This is a genomic window from Virgibacillus sp. SK37, from assembly GCF_000725285.1.
Classification (GTDB): domain Bacteria; phylum Bacillota; class Bacilli; order Bacillales; family Amphibacillaceae; genus Virgibacillus_Q.
In genome coordinates this window covers 1,245,150-1,269,572 of record NZ_CP007161.1, presented here as the reverse complement: position 1 = coordinate 1,269,572, position 24,423 = coordinate 1,245,150, and the positions used below count along the sequence as shown (strand labels likewise).

Annotated in this window: 35 protein-coding genes and 1 other annotated feature; of the genes, 8 read left to right on the top strand and 27 right to left on the bottom strand. The window is 36.0% G+C overall.

Annotation, left to right across the window (positions count from 1 at the left end):
• Positions 1 to 35 precede the first annotated feature (35 nt).
• Complete coding sequence (locus tag X953_RS06550; protein ID WP_040954863.1) at positions 36 to 1,469, bottom strand: polysaccharide deacetylase family protein; 1,434 nt, start codon at positions 1,467 to 1,469, stop codon at positions 36 to 38.
• A 288-nt stretch (positions 1,470 to 1,757) separates the two neighbouring features.
• Between X953_RS06550 and X953_RS06545 the strand changes: the two genes are divergently transcribed.
• The 6 genes from X953_RS06545 to X953_RS06520 all read left to right on the top strand — a co-directional run bounded on the left by X953_RS06545 (position 1,758) and on the right by X953_RS06520 (position 6,219).
• Positions 1,758 to 2,213: a MarR family winged helix-turn-helix transcriptional regulator gene (locus tag X953_RS06545; protein WP_040954862.1), complete on the top strand. Its 456-nt coding sequence runs from the start codon at positions 1,758 to 1,760 to the stop codon at positions 2,211 to 2,213.
• Positions 2,214 to 2,343: 130 nt separating this feature from the next.
• On the top strand, positions 2,344 to 3,300 hold the full coding sequence (locus X953_RS06540) for a ring-cleaving dioxygenase (RefSeq protein ID WP_040954861.1): 957 nt from the start codon (positions 2,344 to 2,346) through the stop codon (positions 3,298 to 3,300).
• 20 nt (positions 3,301 to 3,320) lie between these two features.
• A complete protein-coding gene (locus X953_RS06535) occupies positions 3,321 to 4,214 on the top strand; it encodes a VOC family protein (RefSeq protein ID WP_040954860.1) in 894 nt (297 codons plus the stop codon).
• A gap of 100 nt (positions 4,215 to 4,314) precedes the next feature.
• Positions 4,315 to 4,905, top strand: a complete 591-nt coding sequence (locus X953_RS06530; protein ID WP_040954859.1) for an alpha/beta hydrolase — start codon at positions 4,315 to 4,317, stop codon at positions 4,903 to 4,905.
• A 143-nt stretch (positions 4,906 to 5,048) separates the two neighbouring features.
• On the top strand, positions 5,049 to 5,585 hold the full coding sequence (locus X953_RS06525; protein ID WP_040954858.1) for a YceI family protein: 537 nt from the start codon (positions 5,049 to 5,051) through the stop codon (positions 5,583 to 5,585).
• A 238-nt stretch (positions 5,586 to 5,823) separates the two neighbouring features.
• Positions 5,824 to 6,219 (top strand): NEAT domain-containing protein, encoded by a 396-nt coding sequence (locus X953_RS06520; RefSeq protein WP_040954857.1) that lies wholly within the window; start codon positions 5,824 to 5,826, stop codon positions 6,217 to 6,219.
• Between the two features lie 88 nt (positions 6,220 to 6,307).
• On the opposite strand, the gene X953_RS06515 is transcribed toward X953_RS06520, so the two are convergent.
• The 9 genes from X953_RS06515 to X953_RS06480 form a co-directional block, all read right to left on the bottom strand.
• A complete protein-coding gene (locus X953_RS06515) occupies positions 6,308 to 6,523 on the bottom strand; it encodes a hypothetical protein (protein ID WP_040954856.1) in 216 nt (71 codons plus the stop codon).
• 88 nt (positions 6,524 to 6,611) lie between these two features.
• The gene (locus X953_RS19450) at positions 6,612 to 6,734 is read right to left on the bottom strand and encodes a PspC domain-containing protein (RefSeq protein ID WP_369792737.1); all 123 of its coding nucleotides are present in this window, start codon (positions 6,732 to 6,734) and stop codon (positions 6,612 to 6,614) included.
• Positions 6,735 to 6,884: 150 nt separating this feature from the next.
• Positions 6,885 to 7,160, bottom strand: a complete 276-nt coding sequence (locus tag X953_RS06510) for a hypothetical protein (RefSeq protein WP_040954855.1) — start codon at positions 7,158 to 7,160, stop codon at positions 6,885 to 6,887.
• 163 nt (positions 7,161 to 7,323) lie between these two features.
• The gene (locus X953_RS06505; protein WP_040954854.1) at positions 7,324 to 8,253 is read right to left on the bottom strand and encodes a HAMP domain-containing sensor histidine kinase; all 930 of its coding nucleotides are present in this window, start codon (positions 8,251 to 8,253) and stop codon (positions 7,324 to 7,326) included.
• A gap of 21 nt (positions 8,254 to 8,274) precedes the next feature.
• Positions 8,275 to 9,024 carry an ABC transporter permease gene (locus tag X953_RS06500; protein ID WP_040954853.1) on the bottom strand — a complete coding sequence of 250 codons (750 nt, stop codon included), beginning with the start codon at positions 9,022 to 9,024 and terminating at the stop codon, positions 8,275 to 8,277.
• Positions 9,017 to 9,934 (bottom strand): ATP-binding cassette domain-containing protein, encoded by a 918-nt coding sequence (locus X953_RS06495; protein ID WP_040954852.1) that lies wholly within the window; start codon positions 9,932 to 9,934, stop codon positions 9,017 to 9,019. The genes X953_RS06500 and X953_RS06495 overlap by 8 nt, the downstream gene beginning before the upstream one ends.
• A gap of 162 nt (positions 9,935 to 10,096) precedes the next feature.
• Positions 10,097 to 10,783, bottom strand: coding sequence for a response regulator transcription factor (locus X953_RS06490; protein WP_040954851.1), 687 nt, complete (start codon positions 10,781 to 10,783; stop codon positions 10,097 to 10,099).
• A 257-nt stretch (positions 10,784 to 11,040) separates the two neighbouring features.
• Positions 11,041 to 11,499 carry an N-acetyltransferase gene (locus tag X953_RS06485; RefSeq protein WP_040954850.1) on the bottom strand — a complete coding sequence of 153 codons (459 nt, stop codon included), beginning with the start codon at positions 11,497 to 11,499 and terminating at the stop codon, positions 11,041 to 11,043.
• Positions 11,500 to 11,601: 102 nt separating this feature from the next.
• Positions 11,602 to 12,084, bottom strand: coding sequence for a DUF4188 domain-containing protein (locus X953_RS06480; protein ID WP_040954849.1), 483 nt, complete (start codon positions 12,082 to 12,084; stop codon positions 11,602 to 11,604).
• A 772-nt stretch (positions 12,085 to 12,856) separates the two neighbouring features.
• Between X953_RS06480 and X953_RS06475 the strand changes: the two genes are divergently transcribed.
• Together X953_RS06475 and X953_RS06470 are read left to right on the top strand one after the other, a co-directional pair.
• Positions 12,857 to 13,546 (top strand): FadR/GntR family transcriptional regulator, encoded by a 690-nt coding sequence (locus X953_RS06475; protein WP_040954848.1) that lies wholly within the window; start codon positions 12,857 to 12,859, stop codon positions 13,544 to 13,546.
• Position 13,547: 1 nt separating this feature from the next.
• Positions 13,548 to 14,792: an MFS transporter gene (locus tag X953_RS06470; protein WP_040954847.1), complete on the top strand. Its 1,245-nt coding sequence runs from the start codon at positions 13,548 to 13,550 to the stop codon at positions 14,790 to 14,792.
• 679 nt (positions 14,793 to 15,471) lie between these two features.
• On the opposite strand, the gene X953_RS06465 is transcribed toward X953_RS06470, so the two are convergent.
• From X953_RS06465 to X953_RS06400, 17 genes are all read right to left on the bottom strand, one after another.
• Entirely contained in the window at positions 15,472 to 15,651 is a 180-nt protein-coding gene (locus tag X953_RS06465; RefSeq protein ID WP_019377262.1) for a hypothetical protein, read from the bottom strand.
• A gap of 139 nt (positions 15,652 to 15,790) precedes the next feature.
• Positions 15,791 to 15,964 (bottom strand): hypothetical protein, encoded by a 174-nt coding sequence (locus X953_RS20035; RefSeq protein ID WP_198023323.1) that lies wholly within the window; start codon positions 15,962 to 15,964, stop codon positions 15,791 to 15,793.
• Positions 15,965 to 16,253: 289 nt separating this feature from the next.
• Positions 16,254 to 16,715 carry a hypothetical protein gene (locus X953_RS06460; protein WP_040954846.1) on the bottom strand — a complete coding sequence of 154 codons (462 nt, stop codon included), beginning with the start codon at positions 16,713 to 16,715 and terminating at the stop codon, positions 16,254 to 16,256.
• 136 nt (positions 16,716 to 16,851) lie between these two features.
• Positions 16,852 to 17,028 carry a hypothetical protein gene (locus X953_RS19775; protein WP_019375771.1) on the bottom strand — a complete coding sequence of 59 codons (177 nt, stop codon included), beginning with the start codon at positions 17,026 to 17,028 and terminating at the stop codon, positions 16,852 to 16,854.
• A gap of 109 nt (positions 17,029 to 17,137) precedes the next feature.
• The gene (locus X953_RS06455) at positions 17,138 to 17,575 is read right to left on the bottom strand and encodes a disulfide bond formation protein DsbD (protein WP_232217784.1); all 438 of its coding nucleotides are present in this window, start codon (positions 17,573 to 17,575) and stop codon (positions 17,138 to 17,140) included.
• A gap of 42 nt (positions 17,576 to 17,617) precedes the next feature.
• Positions 17,618 to 17,785, bottom strand: a complete 168-nt coding sequence (locus X953_RS19770) for a hypothetical protein (RefSeq protein WP_156958460.1) — start codon at positions 17,783 to 17,785, stop codon at positions 17,618 to 17,620.
• Positions 17,786 to 17,889: 104 nt separating this feature from the next.
• On the bottom strand, positions 17,890 to 18,075 hold the full coding sequence (locus X953_RS06450; RefSeq protein ID WP_019375753.1) for a hypothetical protein: 186 nt from the start codon (positions 18,073 to 18,075) through the stop codon (positions 17,890 to 17,892).
• Between the two features lie 82 nt (positions 18,076 to 18,157).
• Positions 18,158 to 18,430 carry a hypothetical protein gene (locus tag X953_RS06445; protein ID WP_156958459.1) on the bottom strand — a complete coding sequence of 91 codons (273 nt, stop codon included), beginning with the start codon at positions 18,428 to 18,430 and terminating at the stop codon, positions 18,158 to 18,160.
• Between the two features lie 95 nt (positions 18,431 to 18,525).
• Positions 18,526 to 18,825, bottom strand: a complete 300-nt coding sequence (locus X953_RS06440) for a TIGR04104 family putative zinc finger protein (RefSeq protein ID WP_040954844.1) — start codon at positions 18,823 to 18,825, stop codon at positions 18,526 to 18,528.
• Positions 18,826 to 18,938: 113 nt separating this feature from the next.
• Entirely contained in the window at positions 18,939 to 19,223 is a 285-nt protein-coding gene (locus X953_RS06435; RefSeq protein ID WP_040037083.1) for a hypothetical protein, read from the bottom strand.
• A gap of 109 nt (positions 19,224 to 19,332) precedes the next feature.
• On the bottom strand, positions 19,333 to 19,521 hold the full coding sequence (locus tag X953_RS06430; RefSeq protein ID WP_040954843.1) for a helix-turn-helix transcriptional regulator: 189 nt from the start codon (positions 19,519 to 19,521) through the stop codon (positions 19,333 to 19,335).
• Positions 19,511 to 19,846: a hypothetical protein gene (locus tag X953_RS06425; protein WP_040954842.1), complete on the bottom strand. Its 336-nt coding sequence runs from the start codon at positions 19,844 to 19,846 to the stop codon at positions 19,511 to 19,513. The genes X953_RS06430 and X953_RS06425 overlap by 11 nt, the downstream gene beginning before the upstream one ends.
• A gap of 174 nt (positions 19,847 to 20,020) precedes the next feature.
• On the bottom strand, positions 20,021 to 20,911 hold the full coding sequence (locus X953_RS06420) for an alpha/beta fold hydrolase (protein WP_040954841.1): 891 nt from the start codon (positions 20,909 to 20,911) through the stop codon (positions 20,021 to 20,023).
• Between the two features lie 91 nt (positions 20,912 to 21,002).
• A complete protein-coding gene (locus X953_RS06415; protein ID WP_052350068.1) occupies positions 21,003 to 21,854 on the bottom strand; it encodes an alpha/beta fold hydrolase in 852 nt (283 codons plus the stop codon).
• 73 nt (positions 21,855 to 21,927) lie between these two features.
• Complete coding sequence (locus X953_RS06410) at positions 21,928 to 23,178, bottom strand: MFS transporter (RefSeq protein ID WP_040954840.1); 1,251 nt, start codon at positions 23,176 to 23,178, stop codon at positions 21,928 to 21,930.
• Positions 23,179 to 23,240: 62 nt separating this feature from the next.
• Positions 23,241 to 23,506 (bottom strand) — a binding site (T-box leader).
• Positions 23,507 to 23,687: 181 nt separating this feature from the next.
• The gene (locus X953_RS06405; protein ID WP_040954839.1) at positions 23,688 to 24,086 is read right to left on the bottom strand and encodes a hypothetical protein; all 399 of its coding nucleotides are present in this window, start codon (positions 24,084 to 24,086) and stop codon (positions 23,688 to 23,690) included.
• A complete protein-coding gene (locus X953_RS06400; protein ID WP_040954805.1) occupies positions 24,083 to 24,295 on the bottom strand; it encodes a helix-turn-helix transcriptional regulator in 213 nt (70 codons plus the stop codon). The genes X953_RS06405 and X953_RS06400 overlap by 4 nt, the downstream gene beginning before the upstream one ends.
• Positions 24,296 to 24,423: the final 128 nt, after the last annotated feature.

Below are 24,423 nucleotides of genomic sequence, written 5' to 3'. Positions count from 1 at the left end.
CGGTGATGATGTCCATTTCTGTTTAACGCCCTGTTCTATTTTATATTACCGTAATGCGGTCCGACCCCTTTGTCCTCCCACAGTTCTAGCAGCTGTGAAACAGTGACCATCTGATACCCTTGTTTCTCCAGCGTAGTCAACAATTCCGGTAATGCTTCTGCAGTAGATGGGTGAATGTCGTGCAATAATACAATGGAACCTGGCGCAACATTAGCCATCACTTCCTCATTTACCGCTGTTGCATTACGACTCTTCCAATCCAGTGAATCCACGGACCACATAATAATAGGAAGTTCCATATTTGCTGCAATCTGTTTCACATTATCGTTTAACGCACCATACGGTGGACGCAATAAATTCGGAGTCCTTCCTGCGGCCTTTTTAATAACACTGTTGGACTGTTGCACCTCAGCCTGGATTTGATCTATTCCTAAAATAGTTAGATCCTGGTGATTCATCGTATGATCACCGATTTCATGACCTGCTTCTGCTACCTCATTCGCCAGAGTTGGATAATAGTCCACCTGACTGCCAAGCATAAAAAAGGTTGCTTTGGCATCATGCTTTTTCAGCGTAGCGAGAATTTGAGGTGTCACTTTTGGATGTGGACCATCATCAAAGGTTAGCGCTACATACTTTCCATTTGGATCAAGCTCTACCATGTCCTCTGAATGCTTTTCTTCTTCTTTATTGTTTTTTTCCTCAGGGAACGTTATATCGATCTTTTCCACAAAATCTTTATTTAGATATGGCTTGATTTTTTTCATAGGAATTTCAACTTTTATCCTACCTGCTGCACCTGCGGCTATTTCATATTCATCAAAGTAAACGCCCATCTTATCCCGGCTGATAGACCACTTCCAGTTATCAGGATTCTTTATTGCCTCTTTGGCCAATTCCTCAAAGATATAATCATTGATTTCTTTGTTACTATTCAATTCTTTCATAATGAGCTTTTGGATTTCCTTTATCGAAGCTTCCTTCACTTGCAACACATCACCAAGCTGTAACATTTTATTTTGATTCAAATCAAGGATAAACGGTTTTACCTTTGTCATCCCGTTAGCCCCACCTGTTATTTGATATGCCTCGAATTCAAGCGTATAGATTTGATCAGCTATTTTTTCCGTTTCCACTTGGATATTTAAGTGTGCACGGAATTCATTTTTCTTAAGGAAGTCTTCCATTATGTTTATCTCAGATGTAAAATCAGTTTTTTGTTGATCAACCCATTCATCAATAACTTTATTAATTTGTTTATGTTCTGTATACGGTTGACTGACCGAAAAGGTATATAAATCTGTTTCTTTCGTCTTCGTCTTTATGTTCAATCCTGGATATACACTATAGTCTTCTGTTTTCTCTTTTGCTTCAGATGATCCCTGCATCATCGAAACTACTCCCACAATAAGTAACAGAAATAGCGAAATAATGACAATCCATCCGGGTAACTTTATACGTTTAATCATGATAGCTCATATCCTTTTGTTTAATAGTTTAATAGACTATTATTTTACCATGAACCCCTATCTTTCGCGATACATATTAGGAATACTTAATGTGATTCGCACTTTTCTGATATTACATACATAACACTGCATTTAAAACATTAGAAAAGAAGGAATAAGATAACTATATTAACACGCTAGCCTTCGTGTACTTGCAATTATAAAAGTTTCAATAAGCAATGTGTTGACACATCTCAAACAGTGTACTATGATTAATTTATCTTGAATTCGAGATAAAAGGAGCGAGTCATGAATATCGAGAACCCAGATTTATATGATGAGGAGTTGTCTTTAAAGGCATTTGTTGTACTAACTCGAGCATTACAATCAATTAGGGCACGTGCCGAAGAAGATATAAAATCATTTAATTTAAATCCAACTGAGTTTGCTGTTCTAGAACTAGTCTATAATAAAGGCGACCAGCCGATTCAAAAAATTGGTGAAAAAGTATTAATTGCAAGTAGCAGTATCACCTATGTTGTAGACAAATTAGAGAAGAAAGACTTAATAAAGAGAAAGCCTTGTCCGAAAGATCGACGTGTAACACATGCTACGATTACACCTAGTGGCACAAAATTGATGAATCAGATTTTTCCGAAGCATAGTAATGCTATAAAAGAAATTTTTGGCGGGCTGGACATAAATGAAAAAAAAGAACTAATTGAACAGGTAAAAAAACTAGGTCTCCATGCGCAACATATGTAGTTTTTTTAAATTAAATATCTCGAATTAGGAATATATGAATTAATGTTAAATAACAAATGGCTTGTGTTGCTTAACAGCACGCGCTTTAAAATAATAAAGAGTTAAGACAAATACAAAGGAGTTTTTCTACATGACAGACGGACTACTTGGAATTCACCATGTTACGGCAATGACGGATGATGCAATGAGGAACTATCAATTTTTTACAGAGGTACTTGGAATGAGATTAGTGAAGAAAACGGTGAATCAGGATGATATCCACACATATCATACTTTTTATGCAGATGATGTGGGCTCACCGGGGACAGACATGACCTTCTTCGACTTCCCGGATGTACCAAAAGGTGCTTCGGGTACGAACTCGATTTCCAGAGTAGGGTTAAGAGTGCCGAACGATGCAGCACTTGAATATTACTTGGAACGTTTCAAAACGTTTGAAGTGAAAAATGAAGGTATTCAAGAGCTTTTCGGTAAAAAAGTGTTACCATTTGAAGAAGCTGATGGACAGAAATATCAACTGTTCTCTGACGAAAACAATCACGGTGTGGCACCAGGCAAGCCTTGGAAAAATGGACCAGTTCCAGAAGATAAGGCAATTTATGGATTGGGGCCGATTGAAATTACAGTAAGCTATTTCGAAGACTTCAAAAAGGTGCTCTCTGAAGTTTATGATATGAAACCAATTCTTGAAGAAGCGAACGTAACCCTATTTGATGTAGGAGAAGGTGGCAACGGTGGCCAAGTCATTTTAAGAAAGGATGAGACAACGCCTAGCCGTCAAGGTTATGGGCAGGTTCACCATGTATCGTTCAGGGTGAAAGATCACGATACCCTTAAACAATGGGAAGCGAAATACAACGAGCTCGGAATGGGCCATTCAGGTAATGTAGATCGCTTTTATTTTGAAGCACTTTATACCCGTGTTGGTGATATTCTCATTGAGCTTTCAACAGACGGTCCAGGTTTCATGGATGACGAACCATATGAAACATTGGGTGAAAGTCTGGCACTCCCACCATTCCTGGAGCCAAAACGGGAATATATTGAAGGACAGATCCGCCCGTTTGATACGAAGCGTTCTAAGTAGTTAAAAAAGGAGATCGTTTTATGGAAGCAATTAAGCGAATTCATCATATCTCAGCCATTGTAGGAGATCCCAATGAAAATGTGAAATTTTATAGGGATGTTTTAGGACTTCGTCTAGTTAAACAAACAGTAAACTTTGATGATCCTGGTGTCTACCACCTGTATTTTGCTGATCACTGTGGGACGCCCGGCACAGTCATCACCTTCTTCCCTTGGTCAAACAATAATTATGGAAGAAAAGGCAGTGGCCAAGTAGGAAGGATTGCCTTCCGGGTATCTAAAGGCAGTCTTGACTACTGGAAAGAACATCTCACAGCCCAAGAACTAGATGTGGAAGTGACTCAACTATTTGGTAAAGATACACTTGAGTTTGATGATATTCATGGACTTGAGCTGGCAATTGTCGAAGGGGAAACAACTGCAGCTCACAACGATATACTTGGTTTTCATGGGGCGGTATTATTGTCCGCAAATCCGGCGGGTACAGAACAACTGCTTACAGGTCTTATGGGATTGAACGAACTGGATATCCATGATGGAAATCTTCATTTTGAAACAGTAGGCGAGGAAAAACATCACATCATTATTTCAACTCCTCCACAGCAGGCCGGCAGATTTGGTATCGGGACGGTACACCATATCGCATGGTCTGTGCCTGATATGGATGTATTGAAAGAATGGCAATCCGCACTTCGAAGTAAAGGATTCGGTGTCACCGTAGTAAAAGACAGAAGTTACTTTAACTCCATCTATACCGGAGAAAAGGGAAATGTCGTATTCGAATACGCCACCGACGGCCCAGGTTTCGATATAGATGAAGATATGTCATCACTTGGCACAGCACTAAAGTTACCGGAACAATATGAATACAAAAGGCAGGAATATGAAAAATCGTTGCCGAAATTGGACATTTAGTGTTTGTCCTGTAAGCAGACTTGCTGGTAATGATTATCCTGAGGTAGGCAAGCGATTTACAATCGAACGACCTGAATCATAAGATTGGGAGTGAAAATATATGAAACATATTTATCAAGAAAAGAAAAAAGGGGCTCCAGTATTTATACTGCTTCACGGTACAGGTGGTACAGAAACAGACCTCCTCTCTCTTGCAGAACTGCTCCATCCCGAGTATAACGTTTTAGGTATCAGAGGAAATGTGCAGGAAAATGGGATGAACAGATACTTCAAACGGCATGGAGAAGGACAGTACGACTGGGAAGACCTTGAATTCCGTGGGAATGAGCTTTATGAGTTCATCTTGGAAAAATCAAAGGAACATGACTTCAAACTGGAGGATGCAGTGCTTGTCGGGTTCTCCAACGGTTCAAACATCGCTATACAAATGATGCTACAGCAACCTGACACGTTTAAAAAAGCGGCTTTATTCGCCCCTTTGTATCCGGCAGATGTGGAAAACAAACAGGACTTTAGCGATGTGGAGGTATTCTTATCGCTTGGTAAAGGAGATCCTATCGTACCAGAATCCGAAAGTAATAGAGTCATCCGCCTATTTAATGAAAGAGGTGCAGATGTTACAACTGCTTGGGTTAACGGCCATAGCCTTACACAGGAAGTTGCTATCGAAGCGAAAAACTGGTTGAACTAGTAAACAGCTAATGGGAGTGGGCTTCAGTTATCTACAGCTCCCCCAAAGCTTAAAGGGTTGAATTATAGTAAAAAATAAAATAAATGAACCAAATATAACATGTTGAAAGAATAAAATTCAAACTATTATTGGAGGAGATTTATATGACAAAAGCAATATGGAACGTTGATAAGGTACACAGTGTGGTAGGATTTACAGTAAAGCATATGATGATTTCGAATGTGAAAGGTACTTTTAACGATTTTGAGGGTACGGTTGAAGCAGATCCAAAAGACTTAACAGATGCTTCCATTGAATTTAAAATTGATGCAAGTAGTGTGGATACACGTATGCCGGACAGAGATGGTCATTTACGCTCAGCTGACTTTTTTGATGTAGAAAACCATCCACATCTACTATTTAAAGCAACAGACATTAAGAAGAAATCTGAAGACCGTTATGATGTAACTGGTGACTTTACACTTAGAGGCACAACAAAACCAGTAACTTTTGATGTTACTTTTGAAGGTGTTGCCAAGGATCCAATGAGTGGAGATGAAGCTGCTGGATTTACAGGTAATACAAAGATAAGCCGTAAAGAATTTGGTTTAACATGGAATGCTGCAGTTGAAACAGGCGGTTTCGTTGTAAGTGACGAAGTAAAAATTAATCTCGAAATCCAATTACGTAAACAAGATTAATAAGGCTATAAAATAAACAAGTTTTTTACACGGATGATATCCCCCCTTCCTGTTAGAGGATTAAACGTAACAGGAAGGTTTTTTTTAGAGCTTAAAATTTTTTATGATTATTAAGGATAGTCCATGAAGAAGTATACTTCTGGACACGGTTATTCTTCTATGAGAGCATTTATGTTGGCATTAATATTGTAGTATAGTAAGATAAAATACTCATTCATAGCTTAGAGGAGGAAACAAAATGACAATAATCAATGTAGATGAAGGTACGTATGCAATTAAAATTCAAGCAATGAAAAAGAATGAAGATGAACCTTCAGCAATGGCTAGTTTTCTTTCTGAATCAGCTATTATTGAAAATCAAGCTGGCTCCCTCTCGCTTATTATTACGTTACTGGATGCCAAAACAATCACTGGTTTCCAAGTGAAAAATCAAGCAGGTGAAGAAATAAATGCCTTTGATAAACGATTAAATGAAGAAGCAAACACTCGAGATGAAGTGTTTAAGATTGACGAATTAACAACATCTTTAGGTTCTCGTGTCCAATACGAAGCTGTGTATCAAGGTCAAAAAATCCAAGGCGATGAGGAACTCAGGTTAATTTTTGTCGAAGAAAGTTTAGAGAAAGTGAACTAAATTAATTACTATCCAGAGAGTGTTCTAACGTAGAGCACTCTCTTTTTTTGGCTAAAAGTTAGTAAACGCTTATATAATAAGCGGAAATTTAATTTTTAAACGTCGAACCATTTGTCAGCTTTTTTAACTCACTCAAAATCTCTTTTTGTACGTCAAGGTTCTCTTTTCGCATAGCCATTAATTCATCAGCTCTTTTCTTTTGTGCTTTAGCAAACTGGGAGGCAAAAACTGATAAAAAGGTGACCACGATTGCTAAGACAATCACTATTACAATTATTATATTTAAAACACTTATTAAATCCACTTTGAAAAACCCTTTCTATAATAATTAAAAAACCAAAGTTAACGCCAAATATAGCTATAGACTTAAAATATTCAACAAGTTAAAAACCCTACAAAGACGGTGGGCTGTCAGGAATTGTATTTGCGAGAATAATATAAATTAGTAAATTAGCAGGTAAAATGATGAAAAGTATTCTTACTCCAAAAGAGGAAATACCGAAAAACTCTGCAATACCACCACAAACGCCAGCTATGGAGCTATCTGTTGAGGACTTTCTAAATTTATTTTGAATTGTAAACACCAGCTTTCCATAAAATTCTTTAAACTAAAACGTCCATAAATGGATACTCTGCCGCCACCTTGCCTATCAACATAGTATATTTTATGAAAGAACTAAATAAGAACCGTATACAAAAACAATCAATATACCAGCAATAGAAATATACTTGAAAAATTTTCTTTCTTTGCGATTTGTAAGCAAATGGGATGCTGAATATTGAAAGTAATACCATAGAAAACCAGAGCTGAAGGCCATTAACAAACGTCCCATCTGATCTTCGATGATCAGAATATATCTTAATCCAGCCAACAGAAAGAAGATAAAACCGAGATATCCAACTGTTATTACTAAATGAGGTTGTTTCTCTTTATCAGCCATATCCTGCCCTACCCTTCTGTCGCCCTCTTCCAATTATTCCAATAATAGTAATAAAATTCAATGCTTATTATAAAAATTAAGACACCTATTTTATTTAATAGATGTCCAACATTGTTTTACCTACAATAAATGGCTAGAATCTAATTCTACCAGTCACTGCAAACTAAAAATCAGTCATTTTATTACAATTCCATTTCTTAAAACATACCTCTATTATGAATTCATCATTAACCACATCTGCTGTTACTGTTCCTCCCTGCTTATTCATAAGCTGTTGAACAATGTGCAGCCCTAATCCAAGTTGGCCGCCAGTTCGACTGGTATCCATGGTGAATGTCCGATCGAAAATGTGAGAAAGTTCCGTACGATTAAATGCTTCCACATCGTTTATTGCTTTTAATCGGATATAATTTTCTTCTTCAACCAGGTTGATAGTGAAATAGCTTTTGGCATAGCGCAGGGCATTTTGAATGATGTTAATTATAATACGATTTGTAGCTTTTCTGTCGGCCATAATTGGAGATACGGAAACTTCTTCTACATGGACCTTTAATTGCTTCTGTTCAAAATCATCGTAGAACATCAGTAGCGTTTCAGCTACGCTTTGATCAACTAGCTGGCGTTCCATAACCAGTGGATGATCCATCAAACCGATCTGTGAGAGCTCATAAAATACATCGACCATCATAGTAAGATTATCGATCTTCTTTTGCACAATAGCTAAAAATTCTTTCCTTTGCTCCTCATTTAAAGAGGGATCTGTTAACAATTCCGAAAAACCTTTCATAGAGGTTAATGGGGTTCGCAAATCGTGAGAGATATTAGTGATTTCTTGCTTTAGATCTTGCTCTCTTTTTTCTTTATATTGCTGATCTTGCTTATAGGAATAAATAAGCTGGTTGATTTTTTTAATAAAATGTTTCAGGCTTTTGCTTTGCGTATTAGTGCGGACCAATTCATTTGTGCCAAAGTTTTCAATAATGCCTTCCAATTGATTCGTCATTTTTCTTATATCCCAATGTAAAAGCAAAAGTGCACCGATACTTATGAGTAATAAGAACGTCAACACAGCGATGATCAACCAGCAATACATATCCATTCTTCCCTTCAAGCTTTAGTCGATATTTTGTTTAGCGAATCTTCTTGCACCTATAGTTAGTGAAGCCGTTGATATTACCATACCGAGAATCCAATAACGATAATCCAATGCTGCTCCATGGTCAATAAATTCCATTAAGTTTTTATTAAACAATGAGCTTGGAGCATATTTATAAACCTCCTGTAAACCAGATACAGGCCTGAACAGTAATCGTAAAAAGTCTCCAGAAAACATAAAGACAAATAGCAATAAAATAAGTGTATAGAGATCCCCAACCTTTAACATTTTCAACATATGAATCATAGAAAAAGCAGCTAGTATTAATGGCAACATATTCAAGCTGGCTAGAAGGAAGTTTCCTATTGATTCCCCTTCACTAAATAACAGGTTTTCACCTAATATGATCATTAAGACAAGACCAATGGCACAGAGAAACAAAAAGTAACCTAATGTCAGAAGAAGCTTTGACCAAAAAATCGTATTACGGGACACGCCAAAGGAAACGGATTGTTTAATTATAGAAGTATCTCTGCCAGTGAGTGCCTGATTGAAAACAAATGCTACAATTATAATCAGCAGGCTTCCAGCAATAACATTTGAATAAAAAAAGATGCTTGTTGCATATGGGAAATTGGCTTCGTTTTCTCCCAAAAAGTGTAAAACATACGCTGCTGCAGTTATTAATACTAAACTAGTCAGACTTGTTATATAGAGACCTTTTTTACGAAGCAATCGGTAATTTTCACTTTTTATATAATTAATCATTTGCATTCCCCTCCACTAATCCAAAAAAATACTCTTCCAGATTCAGTGCTTCCATACGAAATTCCATCACGGACACGCCATTGTCGATGAACAGACGATTTATTTCAGCACCTTTCTCCACATGATTTCGGAGGCTTATGACCTGATCTTGTAGTACTTTGAATTGAACATCCGGATATGTTCTTTCAAGTAATTGAGCTGCTTTTGTTGGGTTGTCTACTTTCATTCTTATTTGTTTCCTGCTTTTTTCATCTAAAGCTTCTCTACTTAAATCCTCAGTAATTACACCGTTTTTAATAAATACAAAACGTCTTGCCAACAATTGAAGTTCAGTTAAAATATGGCTAGAGACTAGGATCGTAATTTGCTTTTCCTGATTCAGCTTCAATAGCAGATTACGAATCTCCATGATCCCTTCTGCATCCAGTCCATTAATGGGTTCATCCAGTATTAAACAATCCGGACTGCCGAGCAGACAAAGAGCTATTCCTAATCTTTGCTTCATCCCCATGGAATAATCTTTAAATCGTTTCTTTTTTTGATTCGCTAAACCGACGATTTGTAATACTTCATAAATCCGTTCCTTCTCGGCAACTCCCCGTTGGATGCGGAAATATTCCAGGTTTTGAAATGCATTGAAATCCGGAAAAAAAGCAGGTGTCTCAATCATAAAACCCATCCGCTTTTTTGCTTGCTCCATTTCCTTCCCTGACTTCCCACATAGTTGAATATCTCCGGAAGTCGGGATTAATTGTCCAGCAAGCATTTTAAAAAATGTTGACTTCCCTGCACCGTTCTTACCGATTAATGCGCAAATTTCTCCTTTTTCCAAGGTGAAATCCAAGGGTTTGATGACTTCATCCTGTTTGAACATTTTTGTCAATCTATACGTTTGAATAACACTATTCATGTTTTTGGCTCCTTCGCTATTTTTCTGTATACATTTAGTGTAGCTTAGGTGCCTTTAAATTCCATTAAACAAAACATAAAGAAATCATAAAGAATGAGGAAAAGCGAAAGCGCTCGAAGGAGGACAGGCTAAATTCGAACGATCCAGGGCAATTCTCATTTTTCAAATCAGCATAAAGCCTACTCCCCAAATGGTCTTTATGTATGCAACAGAGGTAATTCCAGCCATTTTTTTACGTATATTAGAAACATGTACACTAATTGTATTATCATCGCCTAGATAGGGGCCAGTCCAAATACCTTCATAGATTTGCCTTTTTGAAAAAGCACGTTCTGGAGCGCTTACCAAAAATAATAGAATATCAAACTCAGCATTTGTTAATTGCAGCTCCTGATTTTCTAAGGTGGCGGATCGTTTGTCTGGGTGAATTCTTAGATCCCGCCAAACTCTTTCCGTTTTTGACGGGCTCGGTAATTGATCATTAGACTTACGTAATTGCACCTCGACCCTTGCCATCACTTCTTGTTTATTAAATGGCTTCGTTATGTAATCATCTGCCCCTATTTTCAATACGTTGACTTTATCCTCAATACCTATTTTTGCTGAGATCACAATAATTGGCAGGGTATTCTCTTCTCTCACCTGCATGATAAACGCTTCTCCACTCAGTCCCGGTAACATCAAATCCAGCAGGACTAAATCGTATTGGTTTTGCTGTAGTTGTAATAAACCTTCTGTTCCGGAATATGCCGGAACTGCAACCATATCAGCCTTTTCAATAATCATACATAATAATCTACTAATTTCCTGATCATCTTCAATTATTAATATACGGAACCTCTCTTCCATCGTTTCCACCTGCCTTTAAATTAATTCGCCTAATTGTTTTTGGCTCAATCTACATCTACAAGTGGTTACTCCTGTTTGACTCCAATTGGCTTATAGATGGTGTATCCAACATTCGATTTCTTTATGAAACAGAAAGTGACAAGTAATAGAATATATACTAAAATAAAACTTTTTCGTTGCAAAGCTTTCACCTACGTTTATAATATTGGCTATAATAGCCTGATAGAATATGCTTCTAATAGAAGTAACCTTCGTAACTATAATATCTTTTTCATTTTAATATTTGTTTCTATATAACCTATCTTTTTGTATAAATCTCGTGCTACTTTGTTGTGTCCAAAGACGTGCAGGCCTATACTTTTTAATCCTATTTTTTTCGCAACGGTTTCCAGCTCTATCATTGCTTGTTTCCCGTAGCCTTTCCCTTGGTTACCATCCCAAATATTAATGTCATAGATAAAACCCTCATCACTTGTTCTTTGAGCAAGCCAAATCATACCAACTTCTTGATTATTACTCCGTATTGTAAATAAATAATTGTTTTCGGTTTTCTCGTTTTCAGGCAATAACTTCTCAAACTCACTTGTTGCCTTCCTGATAGCATCTTCTTCTTCCCAATCACCTGCTTTAATATGTTCATCTGCATAGTTTCTAATTGCATAATTTAAATATTGTTGAAACTCAATTGCATTCATTTCTTCTAAGCTAATCTTCATTTGCTTTTCTCCCCTTCATTGTATATTTGATGAATATCTGAATAGTAAAATTTTATCAGAATGTATTCTTTTTCGAAGATCGCCCACAAAAAATTATTTAGTTTATTTTTTATCAAATTCCAGTCTTTTTCTGGCATTATTTATGTCTCTGCCAATTGGGAGGTGTGGAAGAGCCTTGCTTAATCCGTATAATGGCATGTTACCATAGACAGATTCATAGGTTCCTTTTTTTATTTGGTAGGATTCGTGATAAATACCAACCGCATTATTGTTGCCTACCTTTTGATTAAAAGCTTTCCAGGCTTTTAAATGTTTCTCTCCCCTCGCATACGTTAAAAGGTCTTCCGTTGAATTCCAATACTGAATCATGACAGTAGTCCTTAGACCAAAGAAACTTTCCATAGACAAAAATCCAAGTTGCTCCTGATGAGTGTATAACTCCTTTATCATAGAAGGCATTGCTAAAAAAACCGGCAACCACTTATGAATGGCAAGTCTTCTGTTGATTCGCATGCCAATAATGAAAACTACCATGTCGTTATCGTTTTCCGTTGTATAACGACCCTTGAATATCTGCTTTCCCATCACTTTCCCCCCTACCCCATATTTGAGCTCCCTGTTTTCTCCATTAACTATATTTCATGGACACTTTCGGCATTTGCGGAGATGTTTTTGTCCATTAGCCAACGCTCTATTGGACACTTTCGGCATTTGCGAACCTGATTTTGTCCATTAGCGACGCTCTATTGGACACTTTCGGCATTTGCGAACCTGATTTTGTCCATTAGCCATGCTCTATTGGACACTTTCGGCATTTGCGAACCTGATTTTGTCCATTAGCCATGCTCTATTGGACACTTTCGGCATTTGCGGACCTGATTTTGTCCATTAGCCATGCTCTATTGGACACTTTCGGCATTTGCGGAGATGTTTTTGTCCATTAGCTATTTATTATGAAACACTTCTGAGCTTACGGAACCTCTCTTCCATCGTTTCCACCTGCCTTAAGCCATTTTACATATCGTATAAAATATTTTTTATTAATGTTGCTCTATTCATGCCATACCCAATCTAAAAGCCATCAAATAACTAGCCTCATTATAACAGCTTTAAATTGCTAGCTTAATAATTTTCAAATAAAACCTACTATTCTGTTTGGAGTAAAAAGCCAAGTCTCTTCAAACGTTATTTTTTTAATCACATAATTGTTTCACAGCTTTTTACTATTACCAGAACTCTGATCAACGCCATTATCTATCTATTTTTGTTACAAAAGCTTAAAACATTTACAAAGGAGTTCCACTGGATTACAATATCCTATATCCCAATCATCCTACAAATTTTATGGAGGGACACAATGATCCGTAAAACAAATCGCAAGTCACTAGTAGAACAGGTTGCAGAACAGATGGAACATTTAATTGAACAAAGAGAATGGAAGGTAGGAGAAAAACTTCCGCCTGAAATGGAACTAATGGAGGAATTTGACGTTAGCCGTAATACATTAAGGGAAGCAATTCGAGCTTTAGTACACGCCGGTTTATTGGAAACAAAACAAGGTAGTGGAACCATTGTACGATCCACAAGTGTTCTCGGCGCCGCATTGGAGCGTCATATAAAAAAATCCACCATGCTCGAAACACTTGAAGTACGATTAGCTTTGGAAAAACAAGCAGCTCAGATGGCTGCTGAACAAAGAACAGAAGCTGATTTGGCAATGATTAAAACATATATAGATCGTTCTAAGAATGCATCTGTAAACCAAGACTTGGACCAGTTTATTGCTTCCGATATTCAGTTTCATAAAACGATTGTGCAGGCCTCCGGCAATCAGTTACTGGTTGATTTATATGAACATATGACTGATATACTGTATTCTTTTGTTCATGATTTCATGGTTATGAAGCCATCCTTTCCACTAGAACAGGAGGTTCATCTCGGACTTTTTGAAGCCATTCAGAAGCAGGATAAAAATTCTGCCGCTTCTTATGTTGAGCATGATATGGAGGTATTAAAGGAAAATATAATTACAATGATGGAGGAGTAGTATGGAGAAACTACCAGGAGTATACACAAACAACAACACTACGAAAGCCAGCTGGTTATTACTAATAGGAGTTCTGTTAGTCGGGACGAACTTAAGGGTGCCCATCACTTCCGTCGGGGCACTTATTACTTTTATCCGGGACGATCTTGGCATCAGCAACTCTGTAGCAGGGTTAATAACAACATTGCCTTTGCTTGCATTTGCAATTCTTTCGCCTTTTGCCCCGAAAATAGCGAACCGGATAGGAATGGAATGGACAATAGCACTGTCATTAGCCGTGCTGATTACTGGTATTATCATTCGATCCATAACAGGAATCACTTTCTTATTTATTGGAACACTTTTTATTGGTCTGGCTATCGCCATTGGGAATGTTTTAATTCCAGCAATTATTAAAATGAGTTTTCCTTTGAAAATAGGCATCATGACAGGTATATATGCTGTTTTCATGAATATATTTGGTGCTCTGGGCTCTGGCTTGAGTGTACCAATTTCTTCTATTGGCAATATGGGGTGGCAAGGAGCGCTCGGTATCTGGGGATTTCTTGCAGTTATATCTTTACTCATCTGGCTCCCACAGCTACGGAAAAAGCGTGAACCTGAAGCTGGTGTAGCAACAGAACCAAAAACGAATTTATGGCGTTCCCCGCTCGCCTGGGGTGTGACCCTGTTTATGGGCGGACAGTCGTTAGCCTTTTATACGTTAATCACCTGGATGCCGGATATGTTAAACTCGATCGGTTATAATCCAGGCACTGCCGGTTGGATGGTCTTCCTCTTGCAAGCAGCATTAATTCCAACTACTTTTGTTGTTCCGGTAATCGCTGAAAGACTAAAGAATCAAATTGGTTTAGCTGTTGGAACTGCTGTATTGTTTATGATTGGATTTTGCGGATTACTGCTGGGTAGTGTGATGCTTGTACCCTTATCGGCAATTCTGCTTGGTATTGCCGGAGGAAGTGGTTTCAGTCTCTCGATGATGTTCTTTACAATACGAACAAAAGATGGAAAAGAAGCTGCAGAACTGTCTGGCATGGCTCAATCATTTGGCTATCTTTTAGCTGCTGTAGGTCCTGTGCTTGCCGGTACCTTGCATGACATCAGCCATGGATGGACCATGCCTATTTTATTCTTACTTCTCATTTCTGTTATGATTCTAATAGCAGGTATCGTGTCTGGGAAAGAAGGTATGGTATCCAATCAATTCAAAAAGAAAAATAGAAAAGAGTTGGCAAGGGGGCATTAAAGAAGTAGAAATGAGCAGAAATAATCACTCCTATGTGTCTCATGTCATACGTTGAAGTCTTATGTTTCCTATCCTTCTCTTGAAAAGAATGTTTACTGGCCGCGTCAAGTAACAGCATGCGCGGTCTTTCTTATTCTATGAATCTTCTTCACTAATGATATAAAAAAAGACATCACTACCTATATCCTATTCTGCTCTCCAATTGGTCTAAAGATCGTGTCACCTACATTCGATTTATAAGGTCTCTTTTTTAATAAACACGTACTCACAAGTATTAAAATAAATACTAAAATAAAACCTTTTCTTCGCAAATCTTTCCCCTCACTTATCTTAGCGGCTATAAGGAAATACAGGCCCTTCCGCCCCCTTCGAACTAGTTTGGTTTCATCCCCAACTCAACGCCTTCATTTTCAGTTAATATACATACAGTATAGTTAAAAAATATTGCTCATCTTTTGTTATTGATATGAAAATACTCCAGTTTATAGTTTTCAAGTTAGCTTTATTCTTCATTTAATCCTCCCTAACTTCCTCCTATACTGTCCTAATCGAGTAAAGTTACTAAAATCTTGGAACACCAAATGTCATAGTTAACCCTCTCTAATTTATGCCGTTTCTAGACCGATTTAACCTTTTTAATGGCCTAATAAACGAATACGTTATTCGGTTAAAACACCCTTTAGCGGAAGAAAGGCAAATCTCGAAAAAGTGAAACGGTAATTATTAACGTTGATAAACTACCTGCGGACATTAAAGTTATTATTTTCTGTTTGCTTTGCTTTTTCGATGGTTTACTTAATTCTCTGCTTACTGTAATCCATATTACTAAAGACGCTAATCCAATAAGACCAACAGCCATATTTAGCACTCCTTTCCTGCTAGTTTTAGTTAGTGTATTAACACAAAAAGCTAATAACTAATTCTTCAACAAAATGGCTCTATTTTGGAACAACGCTTTGCGGTAATCGCGCCAATTAATGAACAATTATTATATAACTTTACTTATCAGCTATCATTTTGTTGCGGTCTTCAAATTTATCTAACAAAATAGTGATAATTGTTGCAAATACAATAAATCCTATATATTCCATCCACCCATCAAAAAAGTAAAAAGCTATTCCTATACCAGCAGCAAGAATTAACAAACGAACTATTCTCCACCAAATGGCCAAGTAATCCTCTCCCTGTTACTTGATTTCTGAAAAAACAGTTGTACCGCAATTATTTAGAGCCTTAATATCCCGTGTTATCTCGAATACACTAAATATTGGTATTTAACTTAATTTTAACATAATTTATTTTAAAGAACTCCAAACTTTAAAAATCTATTCCTATCTTTCTTATTTCTCTTGCGAGTTTGTTTAACAATTTGGCCACACAATGACAAATTGGGCGCTATCCTTTATTCCAGATTAGCGCCCGATTGTTTAAGTGCATTACTTTACAAACTTTAATTTGTATTCAATCCCAATAGTTGAAGACAATATCTCCTACGGTTTTAGATTTCCAATATTTAATGTTATATACTTCAGCATCATTAAGTTCATTCTCGTTTTCTACAGTAATTCTTCCCTTACTCTCCTTTATCACTAGTGGTTCATTTAACTCATTTGAACATAGAACGCGATAGTAAGGACTAAATCCATTTAACAACAGCTCGTTATCAACAAACTCAATATAGCCATAGTCAACTGATGAAGCAAAAGCGATAAATGGATATACATTATTGAGTAGGATAGACAAATTCTCCTCAAGAACATTCACTTTCACTTCATAATAATGTCGAGCAACTTTTGGTTCGCTAAAAGATAATACATTCCCATTTAGTGTGTGAATTAACGAGTAACATATTTTTTTGAAGTAATCTCCATCGGTTACTTGATCAGGTCCATTAAATCCGCTTACTCCATTTAAAAGTATCATTTCTAACTTTCCCTTCCGCATATTCAATCGAATGATAGGCCTAGTAATTGTACCTTATTGAACTAAACTAGCCCTTGTCTTAAGGAATGGACGCTATCCCTTGTGCCAGAAAAGCGTCCTATTCCAGAAGAAAATATCAGGTGTTATTTTTCTTATTATTTTCAAGTTCGTCAATTCTGTCTTTAAGATTTGTGACTTCTTCTTTTAAATCCTCTGTTGGCGCTGTAACTCTGGTTGTTGCCATCCTAATAACCGAAAATATAGCTATAATAAACACAATGAATCCTGCTATAAATATTATAATAACTTCCATACTTAAACCTCATCCTTTCTTCCGTTAAATGGTTCTACAATGGCAAATGCGGCGCTATCCCTTATTACAGATGTGCGCCCTATTCTGGCACAATATTGTATAACAATACTTACGTTTTATTAGCATTTGAATCACCGTATATCTTATAAACAATGCTGCCAAACGTAAACTTAACAGGGTATAACGAGATAATAATAGCAATTATCTGGCTGACTGTTTTGATTACTCCTGTAAGATGTAATTTTTCGTTAATGACGTAATTTGCTAATTGAATTAGACCAAACACAATACCCACCGATACCGCTAACGCAAACAAGATTAAAGTAGCTTGTGATATAGACAGTTTCCCTAATTTTTTTATGCTACCATCACTGATTGAAAAACTGATATAAGATAATGGGAGTAACAACAGATACCAGCTCGAATAACCAAACACAATCCAGGATACTCCCATTACTAAAAGTAAAATCCATCCTATTATGTTAAAAGTCTGTCTGTTCAATTTACCTTCCCCCTTTTCCAACAAAAGGCTCCGATTCTTCAACATTGGGCGCTAATCCTTGTTAGAGAATTGCGCCCGATTGTGGCTTTATTTAATACGTTTTCTTAGTACTGTTGTGATAAGTGCTAATAAAATAACTCCAAAGATAAAACCAACAGTGAGCCCTAAAGAAAAGTAATCAAAAAAGAGATACACTATCAAAGCCATTAAGAGATATCCTGTTAAAATAGCTGACAAAAACCGCTTTAAATTCACACTAATTCCCCCAAGTGCTTTTCAATTAATTGGCCCTTATATGCGACATTGACGCCATTTCTTTATTAGTGAATAGCGCCCGATTCCATAATATTTATTTTGCGTTAATTATTATCACTTTTTCTAGGGAGTATCTTATCCCCAATCAAGTAACCGATTAATGCAGCTATTGCACCAATAAGGATTGATATGAAAGCATTTATACCCGAAAAAAGGATTTCTTTAATAAAAATGATTATGCCTACAAACAAACCTGTAAATAAAGCCCTATCAATATTTCTTATGTTCATAATGACTCACCTTACCTTAATATTCTAACTTGATTCAGAAGGGATATTATTATTCGGTAACTGCGCCCTATTCTGGCATACTTTACAAACTTGGCTTATGTGATTGTAAAAGCGATAAAAACTTCTTTTTAGCATATGTATATACCGCTGGAATGGAGGTGTTTTCTGTTGCTACTTCATCTTCTAACTGTATATGATTTGCATTTATCTTTCTAACAACAAACATATTGCCTTCATACTCACCTTGACGGAAGTTATCCAATGCAACAAAATCATAAATGAGATGAAATGTTTCGATATCCATCATTTCATCTCTGATAAATTTGTCAAAAATACCTTCATCTTTACTCATCATTTCACCACCTTAACGTATCTAACAATCTGGTCCTTTTCTTCAACATTGGGCGCCAATGCTTGTTTGAGAATCGCGCCCATTTATAGAACAAATCACTAAAATAATGGTTCTTCTTTATCGGATAACTCTACAAAAAACGGATTGACAACAAAAAAGACCAGCAAAATACTTAATGCGATGAGCAAGGTAATGTAAGAGTAGCCAAAATATATCCCAGTAAACATAATTAGAGGACTAATAAAAAAAGGAATAATAGTACCCCTCAACCTATAACGGGCTGAAAAGTATTGCTTTTCATTACAAAATGGACAAGCTATTCCAATGCGAAAAGAAAAGGTCTTTTTCAAAGTTTTCCACCAACTCCACTTACGATGGCATTTTTTACAAGTTGGCAATTAAATCACTCCCCTGCTGCAATAAATAAAATTAGCTGTTAAACATAATGGCCCAACTCACGCACAGAGCTTCCTCAACAACTGCGCCCGTTTGCGGTAATTAAATATTCATTTTATAAAAAACTAATTATCATAGCACTAAATGAAAAAGCGAACACCAATAGAACCAAAAGCACCATTATTGGAGCCACCATCTTCAAAAATCCCTTTTCTTTATTTCTAAAACCCAGAAAACTGAAAATCAAACCAAGTAAACCCGTGATAATAGAGGTAAAAAATAGTACCTGTATAAGAACAACCATCATACCTTCGGGTTGTTTTGGAGCAATTGCATAAGAAGCAAGAATGGTTAACGCACAAATAACGCCCAGAATCGCAGACCATTTCCCGTAATTCAAATTAAATACCCCCTTTAAACCACTAACCTTCTAATACAATTTGGCCCGGTGAATCAACAATAAGCGCAAGGCTTATTCCGTTTTCGCGCCCTATTCTGGAAGAAACAAGCTATGGATTGAAAACGTCATCAACTGTGGTATTGAGTACTCTCGCTATTTTAAATGCCAGTTGTAGAGTAGGGTCATATCGGTCATTTTCAATAGCATTAATTGTTTGCCTTGATACATTGCATTTCTTTGCCAGTTGATCTTGTGTCAACCCTTTATGCTTGCGAAGTTCTAAAATTTTATTTCTCATTGCTGCTCATCCGACGGCTATAAATCCAGTAATATACAAAATAGCTAATAACCGCAATCAACAAATAAAGTAATTCTGGATAGACAAACGGAATCAATGCTAACCGCTCATCATTTAGTTTAAATAAATCAAAGACAAAGTTAATAACGAAAAACATAAGGAGTAATAACCAACTGCTTACAATCGCTTTTTGTTTAATCAATTGTGAACGCTCATCATCCTTTGTTTTTACCCCACCATATTCATCTGTACCAGTAACCCAACCGATAATAAAGAAAATAATTAAGCCCACTAAAAGTGGCACGACTGCTCTAATTAAATCCAAAGTAATCACCTCTTAATAATGTCAAAAGTTCTTTCCATTTAACCTTAAAGGAAAGTTTCGTCTGTGTCAAAAGGTTTTTACATTTGGAGTGCGAATCACGCCACAATCTGGCCCGACAATGGCAAGTTGGGCGCTAGTCTTATTCCTGATTAGCGCCCTTTTGCGGAACATCAATCAACTACTAGTATTCAAGAAATTTGAAACTTGTCTTATGAATTCTTGTTCTTCTTCAATATGTGCATAATGGGACGAATTGTTGAAAACTATGTGCTTACTGTTTTGTATCAAAGAATTAAATAATTCTCCTTGTCCAACAGAGATTCCATCATATTTTCCACTGATAATTAATGTTGGACACTTGATTTCCTTTAATCTTGGACAAATATTATAATTCGCCATTTCTTCATTTTTATCTGTGTTCCAAATTAACTGGTTTGTTCCTGAATCTTTATCTTCTAATGCTTTATCTAAATATATTGGATATGTAGTCCTACAATAAAATAATTGGTTAAATAATATATTAGCAGATTCTATTTCTTCAGAAGAAATCTTTTCATTTTGTTTTAATTTATAAATAGTTTCTTTTAAATTCTTTGGGAAAAAATCTGATTCAAATTTTTTTCTATGTTTAAGGCAATCCTTCCAATCTGCTATACCACTATGTAATATTAAACTTTGCACATTCTTGGGAAACTGTAGCGCAACATTAACTGCTAAAATAGCTCCCCAAGAATGACCAAGTATGTGGAAATTTTTAATTCCTAATTCTGTTATAACATCGTTAAATTGTTCTATAAAATCACTAATACTTAATGAGCTGAGCTGGTCTGACCTTGTTGATTTCCCACTACCTAGTTGATCGTAAACAACAACGGTTCGTGTTCGAGCTAACCGTAAAAGTGGTGTTAAAGTAGTAAAAGAAAGCCCTGGACCTCCTGCTAGAAGTATAATGGGTGTTGAATCATTTACCTGAGAGTCAGATGTATGTATTTCGAAGTATGTCTTACACCACTCCTTCTCAATAAGCCCCTTTCTTTTATTTATAGCAGCAAAATTTGCTTTCATAATTAACTACTCCTAACTTTGACCAAACCTTAATCAGCATTACTAAAGAATAGCGCCCTTTTGTTGAAAGATATTGGTATTGTTAAGAAACTTATTGATTATGTTCCCGTTTCCATAGCAAAATTTCATTAGCAACAATATCAGGGCAGTCCCAGTGAATGTTATGCTTGGTGTTATCAATACCTATTACCTTTATTTCATTGATATCTTTTTTAATTCTTTGTATTCCTTTATTTCTAGAAGAATCTGTCTTTGGGATTGTTGCGTGAAACAATAGGACAGGGCATTTAATACTATCATAAGTAGTTGAACAAGGTTCTATATAAAACGCTTTAATAGCTGCTAAAACACTAAATTCATTAGCCTTTAATACATAGTTATCTTTAACCTTTTTAAAGTTAGAGGTTATTAACGAATCAAGCCATGTATCCCATTGCTTCGTTGTGTAATTTTGGTACTTTTTTACTACTTCATCCCATGAACAATATTTACTTGACTTAATATATTCCCGCCAACCTGCTAAGGCCATCTCTTCGGTCATCCCATCAACTTGTTCAGGAAACACATATCCCCCGTCCACTAGAATGACACCCTTTATCTTGTTTGGAAATATTTTTGTAAAATTTAGAGCAAGGTCGGCACCCCATGAATGTCCCAATATATAAAAAAGTTCATTAGTAATCTTCTGTAAAACTTTATAAATACGCTTTGCTAAAGAAGAAAATCTATAATCCTGTTCTAGATTAAGTAATTGAGTTTCTCCGTGACCTGGATTATCTAAGAGAATGAGGTGGAAGTCATCTATTAAATATTCAATAAGACCAAAAAAACTCTTAGAATCAACTGTCAATCCATGAAGACAAACAAGTGAAGGAAGACTATTATCACCAAATTCGTATCCGCGAAAAGTATAGTCATCTACCGTTTCTTTAAAACCCTTCAATTATATCGCTCCTTAAGTGTTCCTGATATGCGCCCTTTTGCGGAAGAACCTTTTTATGAAAGAACTGAATACGTCAAATGGGTTCAGATTCTTTTTCCAAATTATTTTCTTGATAGTAATAGTCTTTTTTCGTTTTATCCAAAACCACTGCATTCATAATAAATCCCAAGACTAAAAAGGCAAAGGATCCTATAATATATATGAACCGAATATCATATAACTCAGCAAAAATACCAATTAAAGCCGTAAATAATATTATAAATACTGCCTCCAATATGCCGAGGACACTTGAAAATCTCCCCATGATATTTACTGGTACATTGTTTTGATAAAATGTTAAAAAGCCAATGTTTCCAAATGACAAGGCAAATGTTAACGTAAAAAACCCAAAAGATGCCCAAAGAAAACTTTGTGAGAATGCAAAGATCAAATAACCAACCGGTGTAAAAATCGCACCAAAACCGATAAGGATGTTAGTCTTTAAACGACTAGCGAATAAAACATTTGTTAATGAACCAAATATAATCCCTATTCCTGCAATACTTACAAGAAATCCATAAGCACTTTCAGATAACGAAAGAACTTTTGTTGCAAATGCAACTTCTAAAGAATCCAATGCAGTCATGAATACTGTAATCCCACTAAAGAGAATATAAACTAATGTAATATGCATGTTTAATTTGCCAAAGCTAAGAATTTCTCTCCAATCATTTCTGATTACTCTAATACTCACTTTTTCAGTTATAACAGTTTCCCCTCTTAACTCCAAATTAGGAAGTAAAAAGATTATTATGGCTGATATACATAAGGCGAAAGCATTCAGCTGAATAGCGAAATAGGGAGAACCTACCATAAACAAAAAACCTGCAACCGATGGACCTAGAATGAATCCACTTGAATTAATAAAATTTCTAAACGCGTTAAATCTTTGTCGATCCGTCTTAGGTATAAGTTTTGTCATATAAACCATAGCTGTGGGCTCAAAAATTGAGCTAGCAATATTGATGACAAAAACCCATATATAAATTAACATCAATGAATCCAAAAATGGGAGCAAAAATATGGATAATGCTCTGATCAGGTCTAAGAAAATCATTAAATTTCTTTTATTTAACCTGTCAATAAAACTCCCTGACCAAAAATTAGTACATAAAGTGGCAACTGGTATAAGGATATAAAGAACTGATACAGCTAATGGTGATTCTGTCATATCCAAAACAATCAAGTTAAGCGCAATTAAATAAATCCAAGCACCTAAATTTGACACGCCTATACCTAATAAAAGTAATAAGGGATTTTTCCAATTAATTAATTTCGGCACCATATTCACTCCTAAATTCAATTTGTGCAGACATCAAAAAGGAATCCCACCCCCAGGTCGTTAGACTTGAGGACGAGACTCCTAGAATTTAGAAGTTCGTGGTGCCACCCCAGTTTGTTCTTGTGTTGCCACAAAAACCTTTTCGAGTACTTCTGTATAGAATATACTCTATCTCTATAACGGGAGACCCCGACACATCATCAATCTCAGAAAAGCAATATCCTATGTGCAGCTCCAAGACTTGTTTCCATGCACTCCTACATCCCCCATCCCAGCTACCGGAGTTCTCTGTATGCTTAAGTACATATACTCTTCTCTTCATCGCCTTTCAGTTTAAAGATATTTTACTACAATTCAATGTGTTTTAGAATAGTTAATAAATAAATTTTCAAAAACTTTTCAGCAAAGCGTACTAATAACCTTTATACAGTAATCTGATCCAATTTTACAATACGATCGCAAATTCTTATTCCAGAACAGCGCCCGATTGATGAAGAAAATCTTCTATCAATTTATTTTCGACTTACAATAAATCCGCCTATTCCACTAAACCATAAATAAGCAATGATAATTATCCATAAATAGGTGATTGAAATACTTTCCATTCCTAAAATCGTAATTATCCCTAATGTTATAAAAAGCACTCCTATAAAAATATTTGATGCATACAACAGGAATTTTAGCATATTTTTTCTTGTTCGTTCATCTGTTTCGGGTGTATTATCATTTTTCACAAGGACCTTTATAACATTAATGATGAATAAGATAGTAGCACCAGTTATAAATCCAAGTAAGGAACTAAAATTAAACTCTCCAGTAATAACATAAATAATTATTAATCCAATTATTGCACCAAACATTATGCAAACAGCCATAAAAGCCAAATTCCACTTTTGTAATTCCTTCTTCATTTTTTCTCCTCCTCTTCTAATATAAATACATCTTGCAATGGAACATCAAAGTATTTCACAATTTTAAGAGCAAGCTCCAGACTTGGGTTATATTTATTATTTTCGATTGCTGTAAAGGTTTGCCGTGTTACCTGTAAATCCTCCGCCATCTTTAATTGTTTAATACCTCGTTCTTTTCTTATCTGTTTAATATTATTTTTGACAGGCACAGTATTCACCGCCTTTTTTGTAAAGAAATCTTTACTTATATTATAACGTATTTTCACCTTTTGTAAACATTTCTTTACATTTTAAACGTAAAAAAACTACATCCTATGAAGAATGTAGTCTTATAAGA

Excerpts from the sequence above, each read along its gene's own strand:
- X953_RS06550 (WP_040954863.1), bottom strand. The coding sequence starts at position 1,469 with ATGATTAAACGTATAAAGTTACCCGGATGGATTGTCATTATTTCGCTA.
- X953_RS06465 (WP_019377262.1), bottom strand. The coding sequence starts at position 15,651 with ATGGCTGTTGGTCTTATTGGATTAGCGTCTTTAGTAATATGGATTACA.
- X953_RS06525 (WP_040954858.1), top strand. The coding sequence starts at position 5,049 with ATGACAAAAGCAATATGGAACGTTGATAAGGTACACAGTGTGGTAGGA.
- X953_RS19775 (WP_019375771.1), bottom strand. The coding sequence starts at position 17,028 with ATGGAAGTTATTATAATATTTATAGCAGGATTCATTGTGTTTATTATA.
- X953_RS06450 (WP_019375753.1), bottom strand. The coding sequence starts at position 18,075 with ATGAACATAAGAAATATTGATAGGGCTTTATTTACAGGTTTGTTTGTA.
- X953_RS06470 (WP_040954847.1), top strand. The coding sequence starts at position 13,548 with ATGGAGAAACTACCAGGAGTATACACAAACAACAACACTACGAAAGCC.
- X953_RS06475 (WP_040954848.1), top strand. The coding sequence starts at position 12,857 with ATGATCCGTAAAACAAATCGCAAGTCACTAGTAGAACAGGTTGCAGAA.
- X953_RS06410 (WP_040954840.1), bottom strand. The coding sequence starts at position 23,178 with ATGGTGCCGAAATTAATTAATTGGAAAAATCCCTTATTACTTTTATTA.
- X953_RS06445 (WP_156958459.1), bottom strand. The coding sequence starts at position 18,430 with ATGATGAGTAAAGATGAAGGTATTTTTGACAAATTTATCAGAGATGAA.
- X953_RS06430 (WP_040954843.1), bottom strand. The coding sequence starts at position 19,521 with ATGAGAAATAAAATTTTAGAACTTCGCAAGCATAAAGGGTTGACACAA.
- X953_RS06420 (WP_040954841.1), bottom strand. The coding sequence starts at position 20,911 with ATGAAAGCAAATTTTGCTGCTATAAATAAAAGAAAGGGGCTTATTGAG.
- X953_RS06495 (WP_040954852.1), bottom strand. The coding sequence starts at position 9,934 with ATGAATAGTGTTATTCAAACGTATAGATTGACAAAAATGTTCAAACAG.
- X953_RS06455 (WP_232217784.1), bottom strand. The coding sequence starts at position 17,575 with ATGTTGAAGAATCGGAGCCTTTTGTTGGAAAAGGGGGAAGGTAAATTG.
- X953_RS06500 (WP_040954853.1), bottom strand. The coding sequence starts at position 9,024 with ATGATTAATTATATAAAAAGTGAAAATTACCGATTGCTTCGTAAAAAA.
- X953_RS06540 (WP_040954861.1), top strand. The coding sequence starts at position 2,344 with ATGACAGACGGACTACTTGGAATTCACCATGTTACGGCAATGACGGAT.
- X953_RS06535 (WP_040954860.1), top strand. The coding sequence starts at position 3,321 with ATGGAAGCAATTAAGCGAATTCATCATATCTCAGCCATTGTAGGAGAT.
- X953_RS06510 (WP_040954855.1), bottom strand. The coding sequence starts at position 7,160 with ATGGCTGATAAAGAGAAACAACCTCATTTAGTAATAACAGTTGGATAT.
- X953_RS06545 (WP_040954862.1), top strand. The coding sequence starts at position 1,758 with ATGAATATCGAGAACCCAGATTTATATGATGAGGAGTTGTCTTTAAAG.
- X953_RS06405 (WP_040954839.1), bottom strand. The coding sequence starts at position 24,086 with ATGAAGAAGGAATTACAAAAGTGGAATTTGGCTTTTATGGCTGTTTGC.
- X953_RS06520 (WP_040954857.1), top strand. The coding sequence starts at position 5,824 with ATGACAATAATCAATGTAGATGAAGGTACGTATGCAATTAAAATTCAA.
- X953_RS06530 (WP_040954859.1), top strand. The coding sequence starts at position 4,315 with ATGAAACATATTTATCAAGAAAAGAAAAAAGGGGCTCCAGTATTTATA.
- X953_RS06460 (WP_040954846.1), bottom strand. The coding sequence starts at position 16,715 with ATGATACTTTTAAATGGAGTAAGCGGATTTAATGGACCTGATCAAGTA.
- X953_RS06480 (WP_040954849.1), bottom strand. The coding sequence starts at position 12,084 with ATGGGAAAGCAGATATTCAAGGGTCGTTATACAACGGAAAACGATAAC.
- X953_RS06505 (WP_040954854.1), bottom strand. The coding sequence starts at position 8,253 with ATGTATTGCTGGTTGATCATCGCTGTGTTGACGTTCTTATTACTCATA.
- X953_RS06485 (WP_040954850.1), bottom strand. The coding sequence starts at position 11,499 with ATGAAGATTAGCTTAGAAGAAATGAATGCAATTGAGTTTCAACAATAT.
- X953_RS06490 (WP_040954851.1), bottom strand. The coding sequence starts at position 10,783 with ATGGAAGAGAGGTTCCGTATATTAATAATTGAAGATGATCAGGAAATT.